The following is a 22,163-nucleotide window of genomic DNA, read 5'->3' on the forward strand; positions in this document are numbered from 1 at the left end:
TCACCCATGGCGCGGCGCGGCTGCGTCGGCCCCAGGTCCTGTCCTTATGCGCCGCATACCGCGCCCGCAGTACACGGTCGTACTGCGGGGCCGCGCCGGTCGCCGTGGTCAGTCGGCGCGGGGGCGGACCAGGCCCGACTCGTACGCGACGACCACCAGTTGGGCCCGGTCCCGGGCCCCGAGCTTGGCCATGGCCCGGTTGACGTGCGTCTTGACCGTCAGCGGGCTCACCTCCAGCCGGGCGGCGATGCCGTCGTTGGACAGGCCCGCGGCGACCAGGACGAGGACCTCGCGCTCGCGGCCGGTCAGCGCGGCGAGCCGTTCGGCGTGGGCCGACCCGGTGGCGGGGGCGTCGGCGCGGCCGCCCTGGGCGAGGAAGCTGGCGATCAGGCCCTTGGTGGCGGCCGGGGAGAGCAGGGCCTCGCCGGCGGCCGCGACGCGGATGGCGTTGAGCAGCTCGTCGGGCTCGGCGCCCTTGCCGAGGAAGCCGGAGGCCCCGGCGCGCAGGGCCTGGACCACGTACTCGTCCACCTCGAAGGTGGTCAGCATGACGACCCGCACGCCGGAGCACTCCGGGTCCTCGCTGATCAGGCGGGTGGCGGCGAGGCCGTCGGTGCCGGGCATGCGGATGTCCATGAGGACCACGTCCGCCCCGGCCTCGCGGGCCAGGGCGTAGGCCTGGGCCCCGTCGGAGGCCTCCCCCACGACCCGCATGTCGGGCTCGGAGTCGACCAGCACCTTGAACGCGCTGCGCAGCAGCGCCTGGTCGTCGGCGAGCAGCACCTTGATGGGGCCCGCGCCCCGCTCCTGAGCCCCGTTCTCATCCACGCCCCGAGGGTACGCGGACGCCCGGCGGGGTGATCAGCCCAGGGTGAGGACGAGCAGGACGGCCGTGGCGGCGGTCTCGCAGAGGGCGCCGAAGACGTCGCCGGTGACCCCGTCGAAGCGGCGCACGCACCGGCGCAGCAGGGTCTCGGCGGCGAGCAGGCCGGCGAGGACGGCGGCCGCGTGCTGTGCGGTGGCGGCCGGCCCCATGGGGAGGGCGGCCAGCGCGGCGGTGGCCAGGACCAGGGCGGCCACCCCGGCCGCCGCGCGGTGCGGGACCACGCCGGCGACGGCCGCGCCGAGCCCTTCGGGCCGGGCGGCGGGGACGCCCCGGCGGGAGGCCAGGGTCATCGCGAGCCGAGCGGTGACGGCGGCGGTCACGGCGGCGAGCGCGCCCCGGGTCCAGGAGCCGGCGTAGGCGTTGGCGAGGGCGGCGACCTGGATCAGCAGGACGAACAGCAGGGAGATGACGCCGAAGGGGCCGATGTCGGACTGCTTCATGATCCGCAGGGCGTCCTCGGCGGGCTTGGCGCTGCCGAGGCCGTCGGCGGTGTCGGCCAGACCGTCCAGGTGGAGGCCGCGGGTCAGGGCGGCCGGGACGGCGACGGTGACGGCGGCGGCGAGCAGGGGGCCGCCGCCGAGGAACAGCAGCAGGACTCCGGGTACGGTGGCGAGGAGGCCGACGGCGAGGCCGGCCAGCGGGGCGCAGGCCATGCCGGTGCGGGCGGCGGGCCGGTCCCAGCGGGTGATGCGGGCGGGCAGGACCGTCAGCGTGCCGAAGGCGAAGCGGATCCCGTCGGCCAGGGTGGCGCGCTCCCCGGGCGGGAGCGGCGGTCGATCATCGGTGGAATCTGTCATCGGCGCGAACGCTACCCGCTTACGGTGAGCGGTAAATTGCCCATTACGTGTCATATCGGGAGCGGGTGTCGTGGGTCACTGGTGGGTGCGCAACATCGTCGAGCCGGGCAAGCTGCCGCTGCTGCTCGCGTTGCTGTCGTTCGTCCTGTCGTTCCTGGTCACGCGGGTGATCACACGGCTGATCCGGGCGGGCCGGGGCCCCTTCAAGAACATCACCCCGGGTGGTCTGCACGTCCACCACGTGGTGCCCGGCGTGGTCCTGGTGATCATCGGCGGGTTCGGGGCGGTGGGCAGCGGCGGCCACAGTTTCGGCGCGGGGCTGTCGGCCGTGCTCTTCGGGCTGGGCGCCGGGCTGGTGCTGGACGAGTTCGCGCTGATCCTGCACCTGGACGACGTCTACTGGAGCGAGCAGGGCCGCAAGAGCGTGGAGGTCGTCGTACTGACGGCCGCGATGGTCGCCCTGGTCCTGGGCGGGTTCCTGCCCTTCGGGGTCAACGAGCTCACGCCCGGGGAGCGGCACAGCCGCGGGCTCGTCGTCATGAACACCGCCACCAACTTCTTCCTGGCGCTGATCGCCCTGTGGAAGGGCAAACCGCGTACGGCGATCTTCGGGACGGTGATCCCCTTCGTCGCGCTGATCGGCGCGGTCCGCCTCGCCCGGCCCGGCTCCCCGTACGCGCGGCGGTTCTACGCGCACCGGCCGCGCGCCCGCGCCAAGGCCGGGCTGCGGGCCTTCCACCACGACCGGCGCTGGGCCCGGCCGCGCCGCCGGTTCGAGAACTTCATCAGCGGGCTGTCCGACCCGGAGCGCGAGCGGGCGCGCGAGAGGAGCGGCGGTAGGGGCGGGCCGGGGCACGGCTCCGGATGACGCGAAGGGTCCGCCCCCGGACCGGGGGGGCGGACCCTTCGCGCGGGTCGGTGTCCTGCGCGGGCGTAGTCAGCCCGGGATGAGGCCGTCGTCGCTGAGCATGTCCCGGACCTCGTCGAGGGTCGCGTCCGGGGCGGGCAGGATCAGCTCGGAGGGCTCCAGGGCGTCGTCGGGCAACGGGGTGCCCAGCCGCCGCACGGCGTCGAGCAGGGCGCCCAGCGTGCGCCGGAAGCCCGCCTCGTCGCCGGACTCCATCTCCTCCAGGAGTTCGTCGTCCAGCTTGTTGAGCTCGGCGAAGTGGGCGTCGGCCACCTTCACCTGGCCTTCCCCCATGATGCGGACAATCATGACGGGCCCCTGTCCTACTGCTTGTCGAACCGGTGCTGGGTCTGCTGCGGCCGGTCGGTGCCGGGGGCGCCGCCCTCGATGGCCTGCTGCTGCGCGGACGGGCCGCCGGCCAGTTCCGCCTTCATCCGCTGGAGCTCCAGCTCGACGTCGTTCCCGCCGGAGAGGCGGTCGAGTTCGGCCTGGATGTCGTCCTTGGAGCCGAGGCCGCTCCGGTCGTCCAGGGCACCGGAGGCCAGCAGCTCGTCGATCGCGCCGGCACGGGCCTGGAGCTGCGCCGTCTTGTCCTCCGCCCGCTGGATGGCCAGGCCGACGTCGCTCATCTCCTCCGAGATGCCGGAGAAGGACTCCGCGATGCGGGTCTGCGCCTGGGCGGCCGTGTAGGTGGCCTTGATGGTCTCCTTCTTCGTACGGAAGGCGTCCACCTTGGCCTGGAGGCGCTGCGCGGCCAGCGTCAGCTTCTCCTCCTCGCCCTGGAGGGTCTGGTGCTGCACCTCCAGGTCGGCGACCTGCTGCTGGAGCGAGGAACGCCGGGACAGGGCCTCGCGGGCCAGGTCCTCACGGCCCAGCGCGAGGGCCTTGCGGCCCTGGTCCTCCAGCTTGGCGGACTGACCCTGCAGCTGGTTGAGCTGGAGCTCCAGCCGCTTGCGGGAGGTCGCCACGTCGGCGACGCCCCGGCGCACCTTCTGCAGTAGCTCCAGCTGCTTCTGGTACGAGTAGTCGAGGGTCTCGCGCGGGTCCTCGGCCCGGTCCAGGGCCTTGTTCGCCTTCGCGCGGAAGATCATCCCCATACGCTTCATGACACCGCTCATGGGCTTCGCGCGCCCCCTTCTAGACGGACTGTGGTGCAGGTCACCGACAGGACCCACAGTACGGGCCCTGCCTCCATTACCGCACTGTTCGAGTACGGATGCGCTCCTCCTCCAGGACGAGTACCCCTGCGCCGTGTCAGGCGTAAGGAGTAGGTGATCCCCGAGGGCCTCAGGAGCCTCGTACCGGGAAGACGCCCGCCGTTGCCGGATCGTTCCCCGCCGAGGTGGGCCGCCCGCCCCCGACCACGTAGGGTTGTCCCTGTGTTTGGTAGCCGCTCCTCCAAGGAAGAGAAGGCCTCCGCCACCGAAAAGGTGAGCGCCGGCCCCTCGCAGCCCCGTGACCCGCAGGCCCCCAAGGGCCGCCCGACGCCGAAGCGTGCTGTGGCCCAGTCGCAGCGCAAGGCCGTCGTGGCCTCGACCGGCAACCGCAAGGAGGACGCCCGGCGGGCCCGCGAGCGCCGCCGGGAAGAGATGGCCCGCCAGCGCGAGGCGCTGGCCAACGGCGACGAGCGCTATCTGCCCGCCCGTGACAAGGGCCCGGTCCGCCGCTTCGTCCGCGACTTCGTGGACTCGCGCTACTCCGTCGCCGAGATGTTCCTGCCGCTGGCCGTGATCATCCTGGTGCTGAGCATGATCCGGGTGAACTCGCTCCAGACCGTCGCGCTGACGCTGTGGATGGTCGTGATCGCCCTGATCGTCCTGGACTCGATCGGCCTGGTCTTCCGGCTGCGCAAGGCCCTCAACGAGCGGTTCCAGAACGAGCCCCGCCGCGGCGCCATCGCCTACGGCCTGATGCGCACCCTCCAGATGCGCCGCCTGCGTCTGCCCAAGCCGCAGGTCAAGCGCGGGGAACGGCCCTGACCGGAGCGACGCCCGGACCATCTCGGGCGTCGAAGGGGGAGGGCTTCTCGGGGGGCGCCAGGCTCTGGCTTGAGGGCCTGGGCGGACTGCGCAACGCCGTCCGCCAGGAACTCGTCGGCCGACAGGTCGAGGAGCAGATCACGCAGCGCTTCCCCGTCGGGCAGCGGCTGCGCGTCCTCGACGTCGGCATGGGCCAGGGCACCCAGGCACTGCGCCTGGCCCGCGCGGGGCACATGGTCACCGGCCTGGAACAGGACGCCGCCATGCTGGCGGTGGCCCACGCCGCGCTGGCCGCCGAGCCGGCGGGGATCCGCGACCGGGTCGAGCTGATCGAGGGCGACGGCCGGGAGACCGGAGCGCACTTCGGACCGGGCAGCTTCGACGTCGTGCTGTGCCACGGCGTACTGATGTACGTCTCCGAGCCCGACGCCATGCTCGCCGGGCTGGCCCGGATGCTGGCCCCGGGCGGACTGCTGTCCCTGCTGGTGCGCAACGGCGACGCGCTCGCCCTGCGGCCGGGACTGTCCGGGGACTGGTCGGGGGCGCTGGACGCCTTCGACACCGTCGACTACACGAACCGGCTGGGCCTGGAGGTCCGCGCCGACCGGCTCGCCGACCTGACGGGCACCCTGTCCGGGATCGGCGCCCCGCTGCACGCCTGGTACGGGGTGCGCGTGTTCACCGACGGCACCGAGGCGGCCGCCGAGCTCCCTCCGGAAGAGGAGCTGGAACTGCTGCTCGCCGCGGAGGAGCGCGCCGGGCGCACCGACCCCTACCGGTCGGTCGCCGCACTGCTGCACCTGTGCGGGGTGCGGGGCTGAGGAAGCCCGCGCGACGGAAAACCCCCGGGGCCCGCCCCGGGGGTTTCGTACGTCAGGCCTCCGCTGCCGCCTTGAGGCTCATCCGGTAGATCTCCGAGCCGTCCTCGAACAGGGTCACGCTCTCCGCGCCGCCGTCCAGGAGCTCCTTCCAGACCTCGCCGATCCAGGACTCCGCGTCCCCCTGCGTGGTGAACTCCTCCGGTTCCACCGCCGGGCTGGTCTCGCTGCCGTCGGCCGCCTCGAACCGCCACGTCCACGCCATGTCCGCCTCCGTTGCTCGTCCGCTACTCGCCTTGAGTCTGCCCGCAGAGTAACCGGGCGCGCACCCCTACCGGCGAAGCGAGAAGATCTCCGTGTGGAACTCACTCTCCTCGGCACCGGTACCCCCGAAGGACTGCCCCGCCCCGGCTGTCCCTGCGCGGTCTGCGCGGTCTGCGTCGGCGCCCGGTCGCGCGCCGCGACCTCCGTCCTCGTCGACGGCGCACTGCTCCTCGACCTCACCCCCGGCGCGGTGCTCGCCGGGGCCCGCGCCGGGCATTCGCTGGCCGGTGTACGGCAGGTGCTCCTGACCCACCCGCACGACGGGCCGGCCGTCGAGCTGCCGCCCGGGCTGCCCGCCGCCGGACGGGTCCCCGACGGGCGGGAGCTCGCCGTGATCAGCGGGCACCGGGTGCGGGCCGTGCCGATGGACTCCCCCGGCACCGGATACGAGGTCACCGGCCCCGACGGGGCCCGGCTGCTGTACCTGCCGCCCGGCGGGGCACCGGCCGGCACCGAGGGGGTGCCCGCCCGGCACCCGTACGACGTGGTCCTCGCCGACGTGCTCGGCCGGCCCGAGGCCCTGGCCCGGCTGCGCTCCACCGGCGCCGTCGGCCCCGCCACCGACGTGATCGCCGTCCACCTCGACCACGACGTGCCGCCCGGCCGGGAGCTGGAACGCCGCTGCGCCGCCGCCGGGGCCCGGGCCCTCCCCGACGGCACCACCGTGACCTCCGGCGAGTACCACCCCGTACCGGACGTACCCCGCCGCACCCTGGTGCTGGGCGGCGCCCGCTCCGGCAAGTCCGTCGAGGCCGAGCGGCGCCTGGAGGCCTTCCCCGAGGTGACCTACGTCGCCACCGGCGGCACCCGCGCCGGCGACGCGGACTGGGCCCAGCGCGTCGGCCTCCACCGCGAGCGGCGGCCCGCCCACTGGCGGACCGCCGAGACCTGCGACCTGGTGCCGCTGCTGGACCTGCCCGGCACGCCCCTGCTGATCGACTGCCTCGCGCTGTGGCTGACCGACGCCATGGACCGGGCCGGGGCCTGGGACGACGCCGTCTGGGCGGCCGGCGGGCACAAGGAGCTCCGCGCCCGGATCGCCGACCTGGTGGCGGCGGTCCGCGCGACCCGGCGCACGGTGGTGCTCGTGAGCAACGAAGTGGGTTCCGGAGTGGTCCCGGCGACCGCCTCCGGCCGGCGGTTCCGCGACGAACTGGGGCGCCTGAACAACGCGGTGGCCGGCGAGTGCGAACACGTCCTCCTCGTGGTCGCCGGGCAGGCCCTCGCCCTCAAGGAGCCGCCTTCGTGACGGATCGCCGGCCACCCCCGAAGGAGGCTCCGGACGGCTGTAATCTCTGGCAGATGACCACCCTGAATCTCGACGACTTCTCCGATCTGATCGAACGCCCCGACGGGGGCGTGCGACGTGACGCCGAGGAGCGCCGTGGGCGCCTCGCCCTGCCGCCCGGCGCCCTGGGCCGGCTCGACGAGCTCGCCGAATGGCTGGCCGCCGCGCAGGGCCGGGTACCGGTCCGGCCGGTCGAGCGGCCCCGGGTGGTCCTGTTCGCCGCCGACCACGGCATCGCCGCGGCCGGGGTCTCCGCCCGGCCCGCGGGCAGCGCCCACGAACTCGTGCGCGCGGTGCTCGACGGCACCAGCCCGGTCTCGATCCTCGCCGGACGCTTCGGCGCGGGCGTCCGCGTCGTCGACGCCGGCCTGGACTGCGACCCCGCCCTGCTGCCCGAGGACGTCGTCCGCCACCGCGTCCGGCGCGGCAGCGGGCGCATCGACGTCGAGGACGCGCTCACGGCCGAGGAGGCCGAGGCCGCGCTCAGGCTCGGCATCCGGATCGCCGACGAGGAAGCCGACTCCGGCACCGACCTGGTCGTCCTCGGCGACCTCAGCGTCGGCGGCACCACCGTCGCCGCCACCCTGGTCGCCGCCCTGTGCGGCACCGACGCCTCCGTGGTCACCGGCCGCGGCGGCCTGCCCATCGACGACCTGGCCTGGATGCGCAAGTGCGCCGCCATCCGCGACTCGCTGCGCCGCGCCCGCCCGGTGCTCGGCGACCAGACGGCGCTCCTGGCGGCCGTCGGCGGCGCGGACGTCGCCGCCATCACCGGCTTCCTGCTCCAGTGCGCGGTGCGCCGGACACCCGTCATCCTCGACGGGGTGGTCTCGGCCGCCTGCGGACTGGTCGCCCAGCGGGCCGCCTTCCGCGCCCCCGACTGGTGGCTGGCCGGACAGAGCAGCGGCGAGCCGGGCCAGGCCAAGGCACTGGACCGGATGGCACTCAACCCCGTGCTCGACCACGGCGTCACAGTGGGAGAGGGAACCGGAGCCCTGCTGGCGCTCCCCCTGGTCCAGGCGGCCGCCGCGCTCGCCGCGGAACTCCCCGAGACGTCCTACGGAGAGGCGCCGGCGGACCAGAAGACGGACTGAAAGCACCGGGCACCACGGGCCTGACCAGTCCGCAGTGCCCGTACGGCCTGCGGACCGGTGACGCCCATATCATCGCGTTTCATGGGAGAGGTCCGCTTGACCAGCGTAGAAGACCGGAAGAGCCTCGATCAGGCTTCCGGCAAGGGTTCCAACAACAAGAAGGAGAAGGAGCAGGGAGGGGAGGCCGCGGCCAAGCCCGAGACCCGCCGGGGAAGCCCCAGCTCACGGCGCGGCGCGGCCTTCGCGGTCTGGTACCTCCGCGCCGTCACCTTCGTCAACTTCCTCAGCGCGGTGTGGCTTTCGCTCGGGCAGGACCTGCGCCGGCACAACACCGCCGATTTCTACACCCCGTACCTGCTGACGGCCGGCTTCGCCTCCGGCCTGTTCTCGCTGCTGCTCGCGGTCACCATGGGCCGCCGCAAGCGGGCCGCCTGGATCCTGAACCTCGTGGTCGGCGGCCTGCTGCTGCTGGCGTTCGCGGTCGCCGCCTTCGCCCCGTGCACCAGCGGCGAGTTCAGCCTGTGCTACCCCGAGTTCCGCGACCACGCCCAGAACTGGGTCTCGCTCGCCCTGACCGCCGCCTTCGTCGGCGCCCTCCTGGTGGGCCGCCACGAGTTCTACGCAAAGGGCGACCGCTCCAACCCCAAGCTGGCCACCGCCGTCGCCGCCGTCGGCCTGCTGCTCACCTCGCTCGTCGCCGCCCTCCTCGTCGGCGCGACCAACACCGACCCCGACCGGGCCGACGCCACGTTCCTCGCCCGCTGGCGCTACGGCGTGATGCGGCTGATCACCCTGGCGCCCGACGACAAGGCGTACAACGCGATCACCACCCCCGCCTGGGTGGACGTGTTCATCAACGTCATGTCGATGCTGCTGCTCCTCGCCGTGCTGTTCGCCGCCTTCCGCTCCCGCCGCGCCGTCGACCCGCTCACCCCCGAGGACGAGGAGAAACTGCGCGCCCTCCTCGCCAAGCAGGGCGACCGCGACTCCCTCGGCTACTTCGCGCTGCGCCGCGAGAAGTCCGTCATCTGGTCCCCCACCGGCAAGGCCGCCGTCACCTACCGCGTCGTCGGCGGGGTCTCACTGGCCTCCGGCGACCCCATCGGCGACCCCGAGGCCTGGCCCGGCGCCATCGAGCCCTGGCTGGCCGAGGCCCGCGAGCACGGCTGGGTGCCCGCCGTCATGGGCGCCTCCGAGGAAGCCGGGCAGATCTACGCCCGGCACGGGCTCGACGCCCTGGAGCTCGGCGACGAGGCCATCGTGGAGACCGACGAGTTCACGCTGGAGGGCCGCGCCATGCGCACCGTCCGGCAGGCCTACAACCGCGTCAAGCGGGCCGGCTACACCGTCCGCATCCGCCGCCACTGCGACATCCCCGCCGAGGAGATGGCCGTCCTGCTCCAGCGCGCCGACGACTGGCGCGACGGCGCCACCGAGCGCGGCTTCTCCATGGCCCTGGGCCGCCTGGGCGACCCGGACGACGGCCAGTGCGTGATGCTGGAGTGCACCGACGGCAACGGCGAGCTGCGCGCCGTGCTGTCCTTCGTGCCCTGGGGCCCCAAGGGCCTGTCGCTGGACCTGATGCGCCGTGACCGCGACTCCGAGAACGGCCTGATGGAGTTCATGGTCATCGAACTCCTCGAACGCTCCAAGGAGATCGGCGTCACACAGGTCTCACTGAACTTCGCCATGTTCCGTTCCGTCTTCGAGCGGGGGTCCAAGCTCGGCGCGGGTCCGGTGCTGCGCATGTGGCGCTCGCTGCTGAGCTTCTTCTCCCGCTGGTGGCAGATCGAGTCCCTCTACCGGGCCAACGCCAAATACCGCCCGATCTGGGAGCCGCGGTTCATGCTCTTCGAGAAGAGTTCCGACCTGCTGCGCATCGGCATCGCGGCGGGCCGGGCCGAGGGCTTCCTGGAGGCGCCCGGCCTGCCGAAGTGGATGCACCGCAGACATCTGGAGACGATTCGTTGACGTCGTGGACGACGGCCTCACCGCGGCGGTTCGCCCGCCGCGAGTGGGGCCCCCTGTTCTGGACCCTCCGGGACGCACTCGTCCGCGACAAGTGGCGGGCCGTCCCGATGACCCTCGGGGCGGTCTGCCTCACCTCGGTCTTCCAGATCGTCCAGAACACGTCCTGGGGCTTCCAGCCCGTCCAGAACCTCGGGTCCGTCAAAGCCGCCGACCCGCTGTGGCTCGCGCTGCTGCGCACGCCGCTCTCCCTCTTCGTCCCCGCCCTCGACCTGCCGGTGTGGGGGGCGCTCGCGCAGATCCTGCTGGTCTTCGGGATCGCCGAGATCTGCATCGGCTGGTGGCGCACCCTGCTGATCGGGTACATCGCCACCCTCGCCGGCACCACCTACGCCCGCATCGGGCTCTCGCTGGGCCCCGAGCACCCCTTCGGCCTGCCGGTCACCGACCGCGTCGTCAACGACACCGGCCCGTCGGCGGCGGTCGTGGGCCTGGCCCTCTACGTCTGCTGGCGCTACCGGGCCTACCTCACCGGCACGCTGGTGATCCTCGTGATGATCGGGGAGGTCCTCGTCAAGGACAACCTGGCGGGCAAGGAACACCTCGCGGCCATCGCCGCCGTGATGGCGGTGTGCGTGGTACGGGCGAAGTGGGGACCGCCCCGCTCCCGGGCCCCGCTGGGCCGCCGGACCCCGCCCCCGCCGCGGGGGCCCGGCGGGGGCTGAGGCCCGTAAGGGCGCCGTACGCGCGAACCCGTACCGTAGCGGGGTGACCACAGACCTCGGGCCCGGGCCCTTCGCCACCGGACGGCAGTGGATGCGGGCCCACCCGCTCGCCACCGACGCCGTGCTGGCGCTCGGGGCACTGGCGTCCATGGTCCTCGGGTCCTTCGTCGACCCGCACGGCCCGCTCGGGCCCAGCTTCCGCACCCGCGCCCCCGAACCCGTCTCGCTGCTGCTGATGCTGCTCGGTGCGGCCGCCCTCGTCTTCCGCCGCCGCAGCCCGCGCACGGTCCTCGCCGTCACCTGCGGGCTGAGCCTGGTCGAGCTGGCCACCGGTGAGCCGCGGGCGCCCGTCGCGATGAGCGCCGTGATCGCCCTCTACACCGTGGCCGCGCGCACCGACCGGCCCACCACCTGGCGCACCGGGCTGCTGACGATGGCGGGCCTGACCGGGGTGGCCATGCTGGCCGGACCGCTGCCCTGGTACGCGCAGGAGAACATCGGGATCTTCGCCTGGACCGGCATGGCCGCCGCCGCCGGAGACGCCGTCCGCAGCCGGCGGGCCTTCGTCGACGCCATCCGGGAACGGGCCGAGCGGGCGGAGCGGACCCGCGAGGAGGAGGCCCGGCGGCGGGTCGCGGAGGAGCGGCTGCGCATCGCCCGGGACCTGCACGACGTGGTGGCCCACCACATCGCCCTGGTCAACGTCCAGGCGGGGGTGGCCGCACACGTCATGGACAAGCGGCCCGACCAGGCCAAGGAGGCCCTGGCCCACGTACGCGACGCGAGCCGGTCCGCCCTCAACGAACTCCGGGCGACGGTCGGCCTGCTGCGGCAGACCGGCGACCCGGAGGCCCCGACGGAGCCCGCCCCGGGGCTGGCCGTACTGGACGAGCTCCTCGACACCTTCCGGCACGCGGGCCTGCCGGTCGAGGCCACCGTCCAGCTGGGGGCGGGGGCCGGGCCGGACGCGGAGCCGCTGCCGGCGGCGGTGGACCTGGCGGCGTACCGGGTGATCCAGGAGGCCCTGACCAACGTCCGCAAGCACGCGGGCCCGGGTGCGCGGGCGCAGGTCAGCGTGGTCCGGGTCGGCGCCTCGGTGGAGGTCACCGTCCTGGACGACGGCGGCGACTCCGCCGACTCCTCCCCGGGCGACCCGGGCGGCGGCCACGGCCTCCTCGGCATGCGCGAACGCGCGGGCGCCCTGGGCGGCTCCTGCTTCACGGGGCCCCGGTACGGGGGCGGGTACCGGGTCCACGCGATCCTGCCGGTGTGAGGCTCGCGGTGCGGGCCCGCCATCTCCCCCTCGACGGGTCGGGGGCCGGTCGGCGGCTGCCCACCCGCCTCCCCGGGTGCGGGCCGGTGGGACCGGGGCCGGAATCCCGCTGGGCGGGGATGGAAGGCGACCGGGACCGGGGTTTGCCGGGGCCTCAGCCAGCGGTCTCAGAGATGGGTCGGGGCTTTCCCGTCAGTCTCATCGTCCTTCCGCGTCGGGCCGGCCTGTCAAGAGCGCTCCTTCGTCGCGTCGCTACGCGATCGCCTTCGGCGACCCTTGACAGACCGTCCCGCCCCGGAAAAACGAAGACTGCCGGGAAACCCCCAAAGGAACGGGACGGATGTTCATGGACATGCGGCCGTATCAGCGACCCTTCGGGGTCGTCGGGGGTCGCCTCGCCGGGCATCCGGGCCGACATACATGCCATTCGGGGCCGCCCTGCGCGTCAGATCGCTACGCGCTTCGCCCGTCTCAGCGTCTGCCAGCCGTCTGGGGCCGCTGCTGTCACCGAAGGACGACGGATTCGTCATCCGGGGCCGGTGGGCGCGACAAATCGCTACGCGCTCCCCCCGTTTCGGCGTCCGACGACCGTCTGGGGCTGATACCTGCACCAAATGACGAACAGAGCGGCATTCGGGGCCGATTTGGCGCGTCAGATCGCTACGCGGTCCCCGTTTCTCGGCGTCTGCGGCCCGTCATCCATCGGGGTCAGTCCAGGGGGAGGGCTTGGTGGGCGGCCACGATGGCGTCTATGCGGTGGGCGAGGTCGAAGTCGGCTGCGGTGAGGCGGTGTCCCGCGTCGTGGGTGGTGACGGTCGCCCGGAGGTGGTCGATGCGCAGGTCGAGGTCCGCGTGGTGCTGGATGCGGCGGGACCGGTCGGCGATGGTGACGATGGCGGCCACGGCAGCGTGGTAGCGGATCTCGTAGGTCCGGGTGATCTCGTCGCCCTTGCGTTCCCAGCCGGGCAGGTCGGTCAGGTTCTCGGCGATCTCCTCGTCGGACAACACCCTCGGTACGCCCATGTCAGCTCCCCTTGCCAACCGGCGCCAGGATCTCGTTGAGGTCCCGGCCTACGGGTGCATCGTGCCATGGGCGCATGGCCCGTTCCAGGGTGCGCAGTTCCCGCACCATGCGGGCGGATCGGGTTTCGATGGCGAGGTGCACGGCTTCGCGGGCGATCTCGACCGCGTGGTCGGGGTTCCGGGCGGTGGCGGCCGAGGTGGCGTGCCGGGCGAGGTAGACGCCACGGTCCCGCCGGGCGGTCGCGGGGACGACGTCGAGGACCTGAGCCCAGAGCGAATCCGCTTCCCGGCCGAGGCCCAGCCGGCCGTAACAGGTGGCGCGCTGGACCTCCAGGTACCCCGGTGTCCTGCGGCAGGCGTTGCCCCAGGGAAGGTCGTCGTCGACGCGGGACAGCAGCCCTTCGGCGGTGTCGATGAGCTGGTCCACGGCGGCCCGGTCGCCGGTGAGGCTGGCGCCGTGCGCCTGTTGTTGCAGGGCCATGACGCGGATCTTGGGCAGGAGCCCGTCCGACAGGTCCAGGGCGGCCTCGCAGAGGTCGATGACACCGTGCCCGTCGCTCAGGTCCGTGCGGACATGGGCCTGGTTGACCAGGCTGTACCCGATGAGATGGGCATCTCGGGAACGTACCGCTATCTCCTGCGTGACCCCGCGCCAGAACGCGGCGGCACCCAGATCACCCGCATCCTGATAGAGCCAGCCCACCAACGCCGCATAGGCCGCCCCGGCCCGCAGGAGCCCCCGGCGCACCTCCCCCTTCGCAGAGCGGATCAGCTTGTCGATCAGCTGGTACTGCGCGCTGACGGTACCGATCAGGTCGTGGGGACCCAGATACATGTCGGCCCGATAGTGCCCTTCGAGCTGCTGCTCGAAGTAATCGATGAGCGCCGGGTCGACGTGCTGGGACGACATCGGACCGGGCACGAGGGCGGCAGCGGTCACGGAGACGAACTGTCTTCTGTTCACGTCGTCCCCTTGACGGGCCTCGGGGCGGATCCATCCGACAGGCACGGTGAACCCCAGATCTTCCGGCCACCGGCCGAGAGCATCGTGCAGCACGATCGCCGTCTCCTCCGCCGGCCAGCCGGGCCGCTCCCCCTCCCAGCGCCGCCAGGTACGAGGGGAAACGTCGAAGTGCCGGTCCTGGAGAAGCCTCCGCCCGTGCTCGGACAGCCCCTTGGCTGCCTGATCCATCGTGCGCCAGCCGACACGGAGCCTCGCCGCCCGCAGCGCGTCATTGCGTTGACTCATGGGCCCAGCTTGAGGCGTCATCGCATCCGTTCCCGGCCATGGCCACCAGATGGCCACCGATGGCCACGCGATGACCTGTCTGCCCGTCTGTCCGCCCGCCCATCATCTCCGCATGACAGACGAACCGGCCGAGTTGCACGACTGCCACCACCCCAGCCCCGGCCTGCTGGCCCGTGCGGCAGCCGGGTGGGCAAGGTTCCTGCGCAGCGCCCCCGAACAGACGGAGACGGACGATGAGTGAGCAGTACGAGTACGTCCCCCACCGCCTCCTGCGCCGCCGCGTCCGCGACATCGCCTCCGGCACCGAAGGCGAGCTGATGGCCGTCATCAACGAAAACGTCTCCGACTGCCTCACCTACGAACGCTGGATGGAACTCGCCTACATCCGGGGCTCATCCGGCCGAGAGTTCACCACCGCCGTCGAAAACGTCGTACCTGCCTATGACCAGCCCCAGACGGCCGTCGGACGCCGAGATCAGAGGAGCGCGTAGCGATTTGTCGCGCCAGCCGGCCCCGGATGACGACCTCGTTGGCATTTGGTGCGGGTATCAGCCCCGGACGGGCGGCTGACGCTGAGACGGGAGGAGCGCGTAGCGATCTGGCGCGTGGGGGCGGCCCCGATCCGCTGGCGCGGACCCTGGTGCTCGGCGAGGCGGCCCCCGACCACCCCGACTGATCGCCGATCCCGCCGTATGTCCATCGATGGACCGTGCCGTCCTTTTGGGGGTTTCCCGGCAGTCTTCGGCTTTTCGTGGCGGGACGGGCTGTCAAGGGTGGCCGAAGGCCATCGCGCAGCGACGCGACGAAGGAGCGCCCTTGACAGGCCGGCCCGACGCGGAAGGACGATGAGACTGACGGGAAACCCCCAACCGATCTCCGAGACCGCTCAGTGTGGTCCCGGCCCCCTGGTCCCGGTCGTCTTCCATCCCCGCCCAGCGGGATTCCGGCCCCGGGCCCGTCAGCAGGGTTTGCGCCAGGGGCCCAGTTCGTATTTCTTTTCCATCGAGCTCAGTTTCAGTTCTCGTGAGCGGTCGCAGAAGTCACTGGTCGGGACCTCGTATTCGACGTGGAAGACCGCTTTGTTCGCCTTGATGAAGGGGGTCAGGCTGTCGCACTCCTCGTACTGGGCGCACTGTTCGTTCACCGCGAAGTCGAAATCGGCTACCAGCGCAGGGATTTGGTCCAGGTCGTTCTTCAGGCCGACCGACATGCCCCTGTCGTGGGCCAGGCGGGCGATCAGGCGGTTGTAGGTGAGCTGGTGGTCCGCCGTGAGGGGGAAGCCCGTTTTGTTCTTGTAGCCGTCCATGTTGTCCGGTTCGACCGCGTCGAAGCCCTTCTCGCGGCACATGTCGAAGCGCTTCGCCATCAGGGGTTCCAGGGCCGTCGTCTGGCGGATGTCCAGCCAGCGTTCGCCCTTCCAGCCGTTGCCCTCGCCCAGGAGGGATCGGGGGAAGGCGTCGGCGTCGGGGCGGAAGTCCTCCCAGGCGCCCGTGGAGATGTAGCAGATGGTTCGGCGGCCTGCCGCCTTCAGGTCGGCCACCTGGTCCTTCGTCGTGTTGAAGCCGTCCACGTCGTACACCGGCACCTTCACCGAGGTGTCCAGCTTCCCACTCAGCTGCCACTGCCAGGCCGTCCCCGGCCGGGGCTGCCAGCGGCCCCCCGGGGTCTGGGAGGTGTCCGGGGTCGGGGTCTCGTCGTCGTCGCCGTCGTCCGGGCCCGCCGTGCAGGCGGCCGTGAGCAGGAGCAGGCCGGTGACCGCCAGCGCGGTGAAACGCTTCATCCGGCGGTCTCCAAGGTGTGCGGGAGGCTCCCCCACGGGTGGGCGCCGGTGCCGGGGACGGCGCAGTGGACGCCCGCGTGCCGTTCGGCGGCGAGTTCGGCGGTCGGGGCGTTCGGCGGGACGGCGTAGACCAGGTGGCAGAAGCGGTCGGCGGGGTGGTCGGCGGTCCAGGGGGGCGGGGTGGCGGCGCCGTCTCGGTAGGCGTCCCAGGGGCCCTCGAAGGTGACGAGGAGGTCGGCGAGGGCGGCGTAGCCGGGGTGCGGGTGGACGCCGTGGTTGAGGACGAGCGTACGGGCCCCGGCCGCGCGGGCTGCGATGGCGAGGCGGCCGTAGTGGGGCAGCAGTTCGGGGCCGGAGGCGGCCTGGTCGAGGAAGGCGCCGTCGGCGGCGTACCAGTCGCGGTGGCGCAGCAGGTCCTGGACGACGTCGGCGTGGGGCCGGCGCCCGTAGTCGGTGTCGGTGTAGCCGAGGACGGGCACGCCGGCGTTCCGCAGCCGGGCGGCGACGTCGGCGAACCGCTCGTCGGGGGCCTCGCCCGGTCCGCTGGCGGGGTTGAGGACGACGGAGTGCAGCCGGCCGGCGGAGGCGATGAGCCGTTCCCACGCCTCGGGCCGGTCGGCGGGATGCTCGTAGAGCGGAACCATGAGCATGGGGAGCACGGGGGCCTCTTCGTGGTGCGGGCTCATCGGTGGGCCGTCGCACGGCCGAGGAGCAGGCAGACCAGGACGGACAGCACGGCCGCCGCCACGCCGGCCACGCCCAGCTGGACGAGCCGGGGCCGGCCGGCCCCGGCCAGCAGGGCCAGGCTCTGGGCGGCGGCCGCGGCGGCGCAGACCACGGCGGCGGGGCGGACGGCGCCGAAGGACTGCAGGAGCAGCCCGGTCCACATCACGGCGCCGAGCAGCAGCAGGGTGGCGACGCGGTCCCAGGTCAGACCCGGGGCGTGGGGCCACAGCAGGGTTCCGGCGGTGCCGAGCAGGAGCAGCACCCCGAGGTACACGGCGAGGCAGCGGCCCAGGGTGACGAGCATCCGCCGCCGGAACGCCCGGGGCGAGCGGGCCGCGCGCAGCCCGGCGAGGCTGCCGCTGCGGAAGCGGTGCAGGAGCCATTCGGCGGGGCCCATGCTGAGGGTGAGGGCCACCGCCGAGGGGGCCGCGACGGCTTCGGCGGGGCCGCCGGTGAGCACCTCCCCCAGGGCGGCGTACAGCACGAGCAGGCCGGTCCCGAGGCCGAACACCCCGTAGGGCACCGAGTCCGCGATGCGGGGTCCGCGCCGGGTGTGGTCCTCCTCGGCGCCGCGCAGCATCCGCCAGCGCACGGCGCCCCCTTCGCCCGGGTGGGGCTGCGTCCGGTGCCTGATCCTGCGCACCGCGGCCCGTGCCCCTTCGGCGAGCGGCAGCTCCCGCAGGGCCAGGGCGCACGCGGCCGTCAGGGAGACCAGCAGCAGGGCCACCCGCAGGGGCACGGGCGGGTCGGTGAACAGGGCGAGTACCGATCCGGCGGCCATGGGGGCGAGGGCGGTGAGCAGCAGGCGTTCGCGGCGCAGGACGAGCAGGACGGTGGCGGCCCCGACGTAGAGGGCCTGTCCGGCGGCGAAGGCGTAGGAGAACGGGGGCCCGCCGGGTACGGCGAAGGCGGCGGCGGTGCCGAGGAGGGCGCCGGCGGGGGCGCCGACGAGGAGGGTGCGTCCGGCGGCGGCGCGGTCGCCGAGGCCGAGCCAGGTGTAGGCGCGGTGGGAGAGGGTCTGGTCCCAGATCCAGCCGACGAGGGCGCCGGCGAGCAGGGTGAGGGTGCCGGCGGGCAGGCCGAGCCGGTCGGGCGGGCCTTCGAGGAGGGGTTCGCCGAGGAGGTAGGCCAGGCCGGGCAGGGCGAAGATCAGTCCGCGCAGCAGGCAGGCGGTGAGGGAGACCTTCCAGGGGTCGGGGAGGGCGTCGGGCTCTGGGTAGGAGCGGGGGACGCGGGCGTAGAGCTCCTCGGCGAGGGCGAAGGAGTCGGGGCGGCCGTAGGTGAGGCGGATGTACTCGTCGGTCATGCCGTCGGATTCGAGGACGGCGGCGATCTCGTCGGGGTGGACGGCGGCGGCGACGAAGTCGTCGAGTCGTCCGGCGAGTTCGTCCATGGGGTCGGCGCCCGGCGCCTCCCCCGGGCGGGGGAGGACGGGCAGGGTGTCCGTGGCGCCCGCGGCGGCGCCGGGACGGGGGCGGCGGGCGGAGCCCGCGTGGCCGACGGGGACCCAGGAGCCTTCGGGGCCGGGCGGCTTGAGCCAGAGGGATCCGCTCACCACACGCTCCCGTCGGCCGCGAGCTCCTTGTACCAGGGGTCGGCGAGGCGCGGGGTCCACGGGTCGCCGGGGTGGACGGGCAGGACGGGCCGGCCGGCCCGCTGTTGGTCGGAGAGGCCGCGGTAGATGTGGCGGAAGCCGTCCACGGACTGGTGGAGGGTGAACTTCTCGACGACCCGTTTGCGGGCCGTGCGGCCGAGTTCGGCGCGGCGTGCGTCGTCGCGGAGCAGGGCGAGGGTGGCGCGGGCCATGGTCTCGGGTTCGCGGGGCGGGACGACGAGGCCGGTGTCGGCGACGGCTTCGCGGACGCCGCCGACGTCGGTGGAGACGGTGGTGCGGCCGCAGGACATGGCTTCGATGATGCTGAAGGGGAAGCCTTCGCTGATGCTGGAGAGCATGACGACGCTGCCGGCGGCGTAGGCCTTGGCGACCTCGGTGATCCGGCCCTCCCAGGTGATGCCGTCGGCGACGCCGAGTTCGGCGGCGAGCTTCTCCAGGCGGAGCTTGTACTCCTCGCAGCCGGCCGGGACCGGGCCGAAGAGGCGCAGCCGCAGGGCGGGGAGTTCCTCGCGCATGAACGCGTAGGCGCGGATGAGGGTTTCGAGGTCCTTGATCGGGTCGATGCGGCCGCACCAGCTGAGGGTGGGCACCTCGGGTTCGGGGCCGGCCTCGGGGAAGACGTGGGGGTCGACGCCGTTGTAGACGGTGCGGATCCGTTCGGAGTCGGCTCCTCCGCGTTCCTCCCAGCGGCGGTTGTACTGGTTGCAGGGGGTGATGAGGTCGGCCTGGCGGTAGCCCTCGGAGTTCAGCTCCCGGTAGAAGCCGAGCACCAGGGCCTTGACGGGCCAGCGCTGGGCGGCGGTGCGGTAGCCGAGGTAGCGCTCGCGCAGGTAGATGCCGTGTTCGGTGAGGAGGAAGGGGACCCCGTCGAGGTGTTTGGCGGCGAGGGCGGGGAGGGTGGCGAGGCCGCTGCTGACGGCGTGGGCGACGCTGTCGGGCGGGATCCGCACGGCGAGCGGGCGCAGGGCGTGTTCGAGCAGGTCGGTGGCGGTGAGCGCGTCGTGGACGGTGGGGTCGGCGGCGGCGGTGGCCAGGCCGGGGCGGGTCCACACGTCCATCAGCAGGCGCAGGGCGGGTTCGGAGCGCAGGGCCGGGGCGAGCCGGCCGGCGCGGGCGAGGCGGGCCAGTTCGGCCAGGGCCTCGGAGAATCCGCCGTGCTCGGGGTGGATCAGGGAGAGCAGGAAGGTTTCGTAGACCTCGGTGAAGCGGCGGTGGGCCTTGCCGCGGAGGGTGGTGCGGCGGGCTTTGGGGGGCGGTGGGCCCCAGAGCGGGACGGCGGTGTGCCGGTAGACGTTGCGCGGCAGCTCCCAGGTGACCGGCTCGCGTCCGGAGCCGGTCAGGGCTATGACGTTGAAGTCGACTTCCGGCATGCCGCGTACCAGTTGGTCGCACCAGGTGCTGACGCCCCCGTGGACGTGCGGGTAGGTGCCTTCGGTGAGCATGGTGACATGACGCCCATGGCTCATGTGCTGAGTCCCCCCAGGACTGAAAAGGGGCCGGCGCCCGTGGTGGGCGGACGCCGGCGCTGGGTACTGCCGGGTGGAGCGGGTGTGACCGCGGGGCTCCGGGCCCGCCCCGTGGCCGGGGCGGGCGGGAGCGGGCGGCTCAGAGCAGGTGGAGGGTGACCGCCGACTGGAGCAGTTCGGGACCGGTCCAGGTGGAGCGGGTACCGGCGTAGGCGGTGCCGAAGTCGGCGGTGCCGAGCAGGAGCTGCTTCTTGGTGCCGTTGGGGGCGGTGACCGGGGCGAGGACGCCGGAGGGCGCCTTGACGGTGACGTCCTTGCCGATGCGGTAGGCGGTGACCTGGCCGGCGTCGACGGCCTTGTTCCAGGCGGCGCGGCGCTGGAGCTCGACTCCGGTGGCCTTCATGCTCTGGTTGACGATGGGGGCGCTGGCCGCGTAGAGGGAGCGGTAGGTGTCGAGGACCTGGTTGAGCACGGGGTAGAGCGTGCGGTCCTCGGCGAGGTTGGACTGGTGGACGTAGTGCGGCTTGGGGTCGTTGGCGAGGACGTGGCGCAGGGCGGTCTTGGCCTCGGCGGGGACGATGTAGTCCAGGAAGCCGGTGCCGGTGTCGAGCGGGGCCGGCAGGCAGGTGGAGGTCGTGGGGTTGTCCTCGCACAGGCCGCTGCCGCCGTCGGCGCGGCTGGTGTAGATCCAGTTGTACTCGTCGGCCATCTCCGCGTTGGTGCCCGTGTTGTAGTACACGTTCATCGGGTAGCGGGGGACGGTGAGGGCGGCGCCGACGGCCCGCTGGTCGGGCTCGCGGGAGTTGTCGCTGCCGGCCCACTTGACGCCGTTGTCGGCGAGGGCGCCGGCCAGGTTGGGGTTGTCCTGGGGCTGCTGCGGGAGGGTCTTGAGGCCGGAGTGCTCGCCGGTGACCAGCTCGGTGCGGTCGGTGGTGAGACCCTTGGAGGCGGCCCAGTTGTTGTTGTCGCGGATCTGGGCGGAGATGTCGGCCCGGCTCATCCAGTTGGTCTGGCCCTGGGCGTTCTTGGTGCAGGTCCAGGGGCTGACGCTGACGTCCTGGGTGCAGCCGAGGAAGAGGTGGGTGTAGGTGTGGTTCATCCAGCGGTACTTGGCCTTGTCGGCGAGCAGCTGGGCGGTGAGGGCGTCGGTGCCGCCATTCGCCGAGTTCTCAGCCTTCCACTCCTCGCCGGCGCCCGCGTTGAAGAGCAGGTCCAGCTTGAAGTCCTTGGAGGTCTGCCACTGCGCCAGGTACTGGGCGTCGGCGGCGGTCATGCGGATCGTGGACTCCTTGCCCTCGCCGCCCGCGCAGGCGTAGTCGCCGGGGGTGCAGTTGAGGCTCTTGTCCCAGCGGGCGTCCGGGGCGAAGACGTCGTCGACGTGGACGGCGAAGTAGTTGCGCTCCTGACCGAGGTGGACGCCCTGGGTGAGCCACTCGACGAGGCCGCGGGCCAGCAGCCGGAACTGCTGCTGGTACTGGTTGTAGCCGAAGGTGACGACGAGTTCGCTGCGTCCGTCGTGGGTGTACTCGCCGACGAGCGAGCCGCGTCCGGAGCCGACGGGGGCGTCGACGAGGCTGGTGTAGCCGGCCATCGGCTTGGCGATGAACCCGTAGCTCTCCGGAATGAGGGCGGAGTTGTCCTCGAAGGCCACTTGACCGCCGAGGTAGCCGAACGGGCCCGCCTTGCCGGCGGCGGTGACGGCGGCCTGGGTGCCGTCGAGGGTGCCGGCGTAGCCGCCGTTGTCGGTGTACTCCAGGCCGACCTCGGGGTGCGCCCAGGTGTAGGCGTCCACCTGGCGGATCCCGTACGCGGTCTCGTACGCGGTGAGCGCGGCCATCTCGGCGGAGCCGGTGCCGAAGGGGTTCTCGTTCGGCAGGACGACGCCCTGGTACTTGGCGCGCGGCCGGCCGCTGACGGTGTCGCTGAGGAACGCGGCGTCGATCTTCGGACGGCTCGCGCTGCCCAGGTCGATGCGCGTGAACGGGACCCCGGTGTCGCGGAGTTCCGCGGTGATCGCCCCGACCGAGCTGCCGCCGTCGTCGACGACCAGCACCTTCAGGTCGATCCGCGGTGCCACGGTCGCCGCGTGGGCGGTCGTGGCGGGTACGGCAACCGACATCAGCGCCGCTACGCCCATGGCTGCCGCGGCCCTGTTCATCCGGTTCTTGTTGACCATTTCGGCCTTTCCCCCCGCAGGCGTCCCTCGGCGCGGCCCGTGGCGGTCGGCCGGGCCGGGGAGGCTCTG

The 22,163-nt window shown here is 72.9% G+C and carries 22 protein-coding genes; 10 read left to right on the plus strand and 12 right to left on the minus strand.

What is annotated here, in order from left to right:
• Positions 1-108: 108 nt before the first annotated feature.
• Positions 109-828: a response regulator transcription factor gene (locus ACFY0O_RS08000; RefSeq protein ID WP_358897548.1), complete on the minus strand. Its 720-nt coding sequence runs from the start codon at positions 826-828 to the stop codon at positions 109-111.
• Between the two features lie 33 nt (positions 829-861).
• A complete protein-coding gene (locus tag ACFY0O_RS08005) occupies positions 862-1,683 on the minus strand; it encodes an adenosylcobinamide-GDP ribazoletransferase (RefSeq protein ID WP_388944112.1) in 822 nt (273 codons plus the stop codon).
• Positions 1,684-1,753: 70 nt separating this feature from the next.
• Here ACFY0O_RS08005 and ACFY0O_RS08010 point away from each other — a divergent pair, with 70 nt between their 5' ends.
• On the plus strand, positions 1,754-2,551 hold the full coding sequence (locus ACFY0O_RS08010) for a hypothetical protein (protein ID WP_388944115.1): 798 nt from the start codon (positions 1,754-1,756) through the stop codon (positions 2,549-2,551).
• Between the two features lie 69 nt (positions 2,552-2,620).
• Here ACFY0O_RS08010 and ACFY0O_RS08015 read toward each other — a convergent pair whose 3' ends face one another.
• Both ACFY0O_RS08015 and ACFY0O_RS08020 read right to left on the minus strand, forming a co-directional pair.
• The gene (locus ACFY0O_RS08015; protein ID WP_388944117.1) at positions 2,621-2,899 is read right to left on the minus strand and encodes a hypothetical protein; all 279 of its coding nucleotides are present in this window, start codon (positions 2,897-2,899) and stop codon (positions 2,621-2,623) included.
• A 14-nt stretch (positions 2,900-2,913) separates the two neighbouring features.
• Complete coding sequence (locus ACFY0O_RS08020; protein ID WP_358897555.1) at positions 2,914-3,708, minus strand: PspA/IM30 family protein; 795 nt, start codon at positions 3,706-3,708, stop codon at positions 2,914-2,916.
• A gap of 261 nt (positions 3,709-3,969) precedes the next feature.
• Between ACFY0O_RS08020 and ACFY0O_RS08025 the strand changes: the two genes are divergently transcribed.
• Both ACFY0O_RS08025 and ACFY0O_RS08030 read left to right on the plus strand, forming a co-directional pair.
• On the plus strand, positions 3,970-4,569 hold the full coding sequence (locus ACFY0O_RS08025) for a DUF3043 domain-containing protein (RefSeq protein WP_388944120.1): 600 nt from the start codon (positions 3,970-3,972) through the stop codon (positions 4,567-4,569).
• 77 nt (positions 4,570-4,646) lie between these two features.
• The gene (locus ACFY0O_RS08030) at positions 4,647-5,390 is read left to right on the plus strand and encodes a class I SAM-dependent methyltransferase (RefSeq protein WP_358897568.1); all 744 of its coding nucleotides are present in this window, start codon (positions 4,647-4,649) and stop codon (positions 5,388-5,390) included.
• Positions 5,391-5,442: 52 nt separating this feature from the next.
• Here the strand turns inward: ACFY0O_RS08030 and ACFY0O_RS08035 are convergent, their stop codons facing one another.
• Entirely contained in the window at positions 5,443-5,652 is a 210-nt protein-coding gene (locus tag ACFY0O_RS08035) for a hypothetical protein (RefSeq protein WP_045946916.1), read from the minus strand.
• Positions 5,653-5,745: 93 nt separating this feature from the next.
• Between ACFY0O_RS08035 and ACFY0O_RS08040 the strand changes: the two genes are divergently transcribed.
• From ACFY0O_RS08040 to ACFY0O_RS08060, 5 genes are all read left to right on the plus strand, one after another.
• Positions 5,746-6,960 carry a bifunctional adenosylcobinamide kinase/adenosylcobinamide-phosphate guanylyltransferase gene (locus tag ACFY0O_RS08040; RefSeq protein ID WP_388944123.1) on the plus strand — a complete coding sequence of 405 codons (1,215 nt, stop codon included), beginning with the start codon at positions 5,746-5,748 and terminating at the stop codon, positions 6,958-6,960.
• A 53-nt stretch (positions 6,961-7,013) separates the two neighbouring features.
• Positions 7,014-8,093, plus strand: coding sequence for a nicotinate-nucleotide--dimethylbenzimidazole phosphoribosyltransferase (cobT, locus tag ACFY0O_RS08045; RefSeq protein WP_358897560.1), 1,080 nt, complete (start codon positions 7,014-7,016; stop codon positions 8,091-8,093).
• Positions 8,094-8,174: 81 nt separating this feature from the next.
• Positions 8,175-10,064, plus strand: coding sequence for a phosphatidylglycerol lysyltransferase domain-containing protein (locus ACFY0O_RS08050; protein ID WP_388944126.1), 1,890 nt, complete (start codon positions 8,175-8,177; stop codon positions 10,062-10,064).
• A complete protein-coding gene (locus tag ACFY0O_RS08055; protein WP_388944129.1) occupies positions 10,061-10,786 on the plus strand; it encodes a hypothetical protein in 726 nt (241 codons plus the stop codon). The genes ACFY0O_RS08050 and ACFY0O_RS08055 overlap by 4 nt, the downstream gene beginning before the upstream one ends.
• 91 nt (positions 10,787-10,877) lie before the next feature.
• Entirely contained in the window at positions 10,878-12,059 is a 1,182-nt protein-coding gene (locus ACFY0O_RS08060; protein ID WP_388944544.1) for a sensor histidine kinase, read from the plus strand.
• A gap of 708 nt (positions 12,060-12,767) precedes the next feature.
• On the opposite strand, the gene ACFY0O_RS08065 is transcribed toward ACFY0O_RS08060, so the two are convergent.
• Positions 12,768-13,082: a 4a-hydroxytetrahydrobiopterin dehydratase gene (locus ACFY0O_RS08065; RefSeq protein ID WP_358895711.1), complete on the minus strand. Its 315-nt coding sequence runs from the start codon at positions 13,080-13,082 to the stop codon at positions 12,768-12,770.
• Position 13,083: 1 nt separating this feature from the next.
• A complete protein-coding gene (locus ACFY0O_RS08070) occupies positions 13,084-14,352 on the minus strand; it encodes a Twin-arginine translocation pathway signal (protein ID WP_388944132.1) in 1,269 nt (422 codons plus the stop codon).
• A 91-nt stretch (positions 14,353-14,443) separates the two neighbouring features.
• Here ACFY0O_RS08070 and ACFY0O_RS08075 point away from each other — a divergent pair, with 91 nt between their 5' ends.
• Both ACFY0O_RS08075 and ACFY0O_RS08080 read left to right on the plus strand, forming a co-directional pair.
• The gene (locus tag ACFY0O_RS08075) at positions 14,444-14,572 is read left to right on the plus strand and encodes a hypothetical protein (protein ID WP_388944135.1); all 129 of its coding nucleotides are present in this window, start codon (positions 14,444-14,446) and stop codon (positions 14,570-14,572) included.
• On the plus strand, positions 14,565-14,822 hold the full coding sequence (locus ACFY0O_RS08080; protein ID WP_388944138.1) for a hypothetical protein: 258 nt from the start codon (positions 14,565-14,567) through the stop codon (positions 14,820-14,822). Before ACFY0O_RS08075 ends, ACFY0O_RS08080 begins: the two co-directional genes overlap by 8 nt.
• A 467-nt stretch (positions 14,823-15,289) precedes the next feature.
• On the opposite strand, the gene ACFY0O_RS08085 is transcribed toward ACFY0O_RS08080, so the two are convergent.
• The 5 genes from ACFY0O_RS08085 to ACFY0O_RS08105 all read right to left on the minus strand — a co-directional run bounded on the left by ACFY0O_RS08085 (position 15,290) and on the right by ACFY0O_RS08105 (position 22,094).
• The gene (locus ACFY0O_RS08085) at positions 15,290-16,111 is read right to left on the minus strand and encodes an endo alpha-1,4 polygalactosaminidase (RefSeq protein WP_388944141.1); all 822 of its coding nucleotides are present in this window, start codon (positions 16,109-16,111) and stop codon (positions 15,290-15,292) included.
• Complete coding sequence (locus tag ACFY0O_RS08090; protein ID WP_388944143.1) at positions 16,108-16,797, minus strand: spherulation-specific family 4 protein; 690 nt, start codon at positions 16,795-16,797, stop codon at positions 16,108-16,110. Before ACFY0O_RS08090 ends, ACFY0O_RS08085 begins: the two co-directional genes overlap by 4 nt.
• Entirely contained in the window at positions 16,794-18,392 is a 1,599-nt protein-coding gene (locus ACFY0O_RS08095; protein ID WP_388944145.1) for a hypothetical protein, read from the minus strand. The genes ACFY0O_RS08090 and ACFY0O_RS08095 overlap by 4 nt, the downstream gene beginning before the upstream one ends.
• Complete coding sequence (gene pelF / locus ACFY0O_RS08100) at positions 18,389-19,918, minus strand: GT4 family glycosyltransferase PelF (RefSeq protein WP_388944148.1); 1,530 nt, start codon at positions 19,916-19,918, stop codon at positions 18,389-18,391. The genes ACFY0O_RS08095 and pelF overlap by 4 nt, the downstream gene beginning before the upstream one ends.
• A 139-nt stretch (positions 19,919-20,057) precedes the next feature.
• Positions 20,058-22,094, minus strand: a complete 2,037-nt coding sequence (locus tag ACFY0O_RS08105) for a hypothetical protein (RefSeq protein WP_388944151.1) — start codon at positions 22,092-22,094, stop codon at positions 20,058-20,060.
• Between the last annotated feature and the right edge of the window lie 69 nt (positions 22,095-22,163).

This window comes from Streptomyces sp. NPDC001594, assembly GCF_042893675.1.
Classification (GTDB): Bacteria; Actinomycetota; Actinomycetes; order Streptomycetales; family Streptomycetaceae; genus Streptomyces.

Excerpts from the sequence above, each read along its gene's own strand:
- ACFY0O_RS08020 (WP_358897555.1), bottom strand. The coding sequence starts at position 3,708 with ATGAGCGGTGTCATGAAGCGTATGGGGATGATCTTCCGCGCGAAGGCG.
- ACFY0O_RS08085 (WP_388944141.1), bottom strand. The coding sequence starts at position 16,111 with ATGAAGCGTTTCACCGCGCTGGCGGTCACCGGCCTGCTCCTGCTCACG.
- ACFY0O_RS08090 (WP_388944143.1), bottom strand. The coding sequence starts at position 16,797 with ATGAGCCCGCACCACGAAGAGGCCCCCGTGCTCCCCATGCTCATGGTT.
- ACFY0O_RS08075 (WP_388944135.1), top strand. The coding sequence starts at position 14,444 with ATGACAGACGAACCGGCCGAGTTGCACGACTGCCACCACCCCAGCCCC.
- ACFY0O_RS08080 (WP_388944138.1), top strand. The coding sequence starts at position 14,565 with ATGAGTGAGCAGTACGAGTACGTCCCCCACCGCCTCCTGCGCCGCCGC.
- ACFY0O_RS08065 (WP_358895711.1), bottom strand. The coding sequence starts at position 13,082 with ATGGGCGTACCGAGGGTGTTGTCCGACGAGGAGATCGCCGAGAACCTG.
- ACFY0O_RS08015 (WP_388944117.1), bottom strand. The coding sequence starts at position 2,899 with ATGATTGTCCGCATCATGGGGGAAGGCCAGGTGAAGGTGGCCGACGCC.
- ACFY0O_RS08005 (WP_388944112.1), bottom strand. The coding sequence starts at position 1,683 with ATGACAGATTCCACCGATGATCGACCGCCGCTCCCGCCCGGGGAGCGC.
- ACFY0O_RS08060 (WP_388944544.1), top strand. The coding sequence starts at position 10,878 with ATGCGGGCCCACCCGCTCGCCACCGACGCCGTGCTGGCGCTCGGGGCA.
- ACFY0O_RS08070 (WP_388944132.1), bottom strand. The coding sequence starts at position 14,352 with ATGACGCCTCAAGCTGGGCCCATGAGTCAACGCAATGACGCGCTGCGG.
- pelF (WP_388944148.1), bottom strand. The coding sequence starts at position 19,918 with ATGAGCCATGGGCGTCATGTCACCATGCTCACCGAAGGCACCTACCCG.
- ACFY0O_RS08035 (WP_045946916.1), bottom strand. The coding sequence starts at position 5,652 with ATGGCGTGGACGTGGCGGTTCGAGGCGGCCGACGGCAGCGAGACCAGC.
- cobT (WP_358897560.1), top strand. The coding sequence starts at position 7,014 with ATGACCACCCTGAATCTCGACGACTTCTCCGATCTGATCGAACGCCCC.
- ACFY0O_RS08105 (WP_388944151.1), bottom strand. The coding sequence starts at position 22,094 with ATGGTCAACAAGAACCGGATGAACAGGGCCGCGGCAGCCATGGGCGTA.
- ACFY0O_RS08050 (WP_388944126.1), top strand. The coding sequence starts at position 8,175 with ATGGGAGAGGTCCGCTTGACCAGCGTAGAAGACCGGAAGAGCCTCGAT.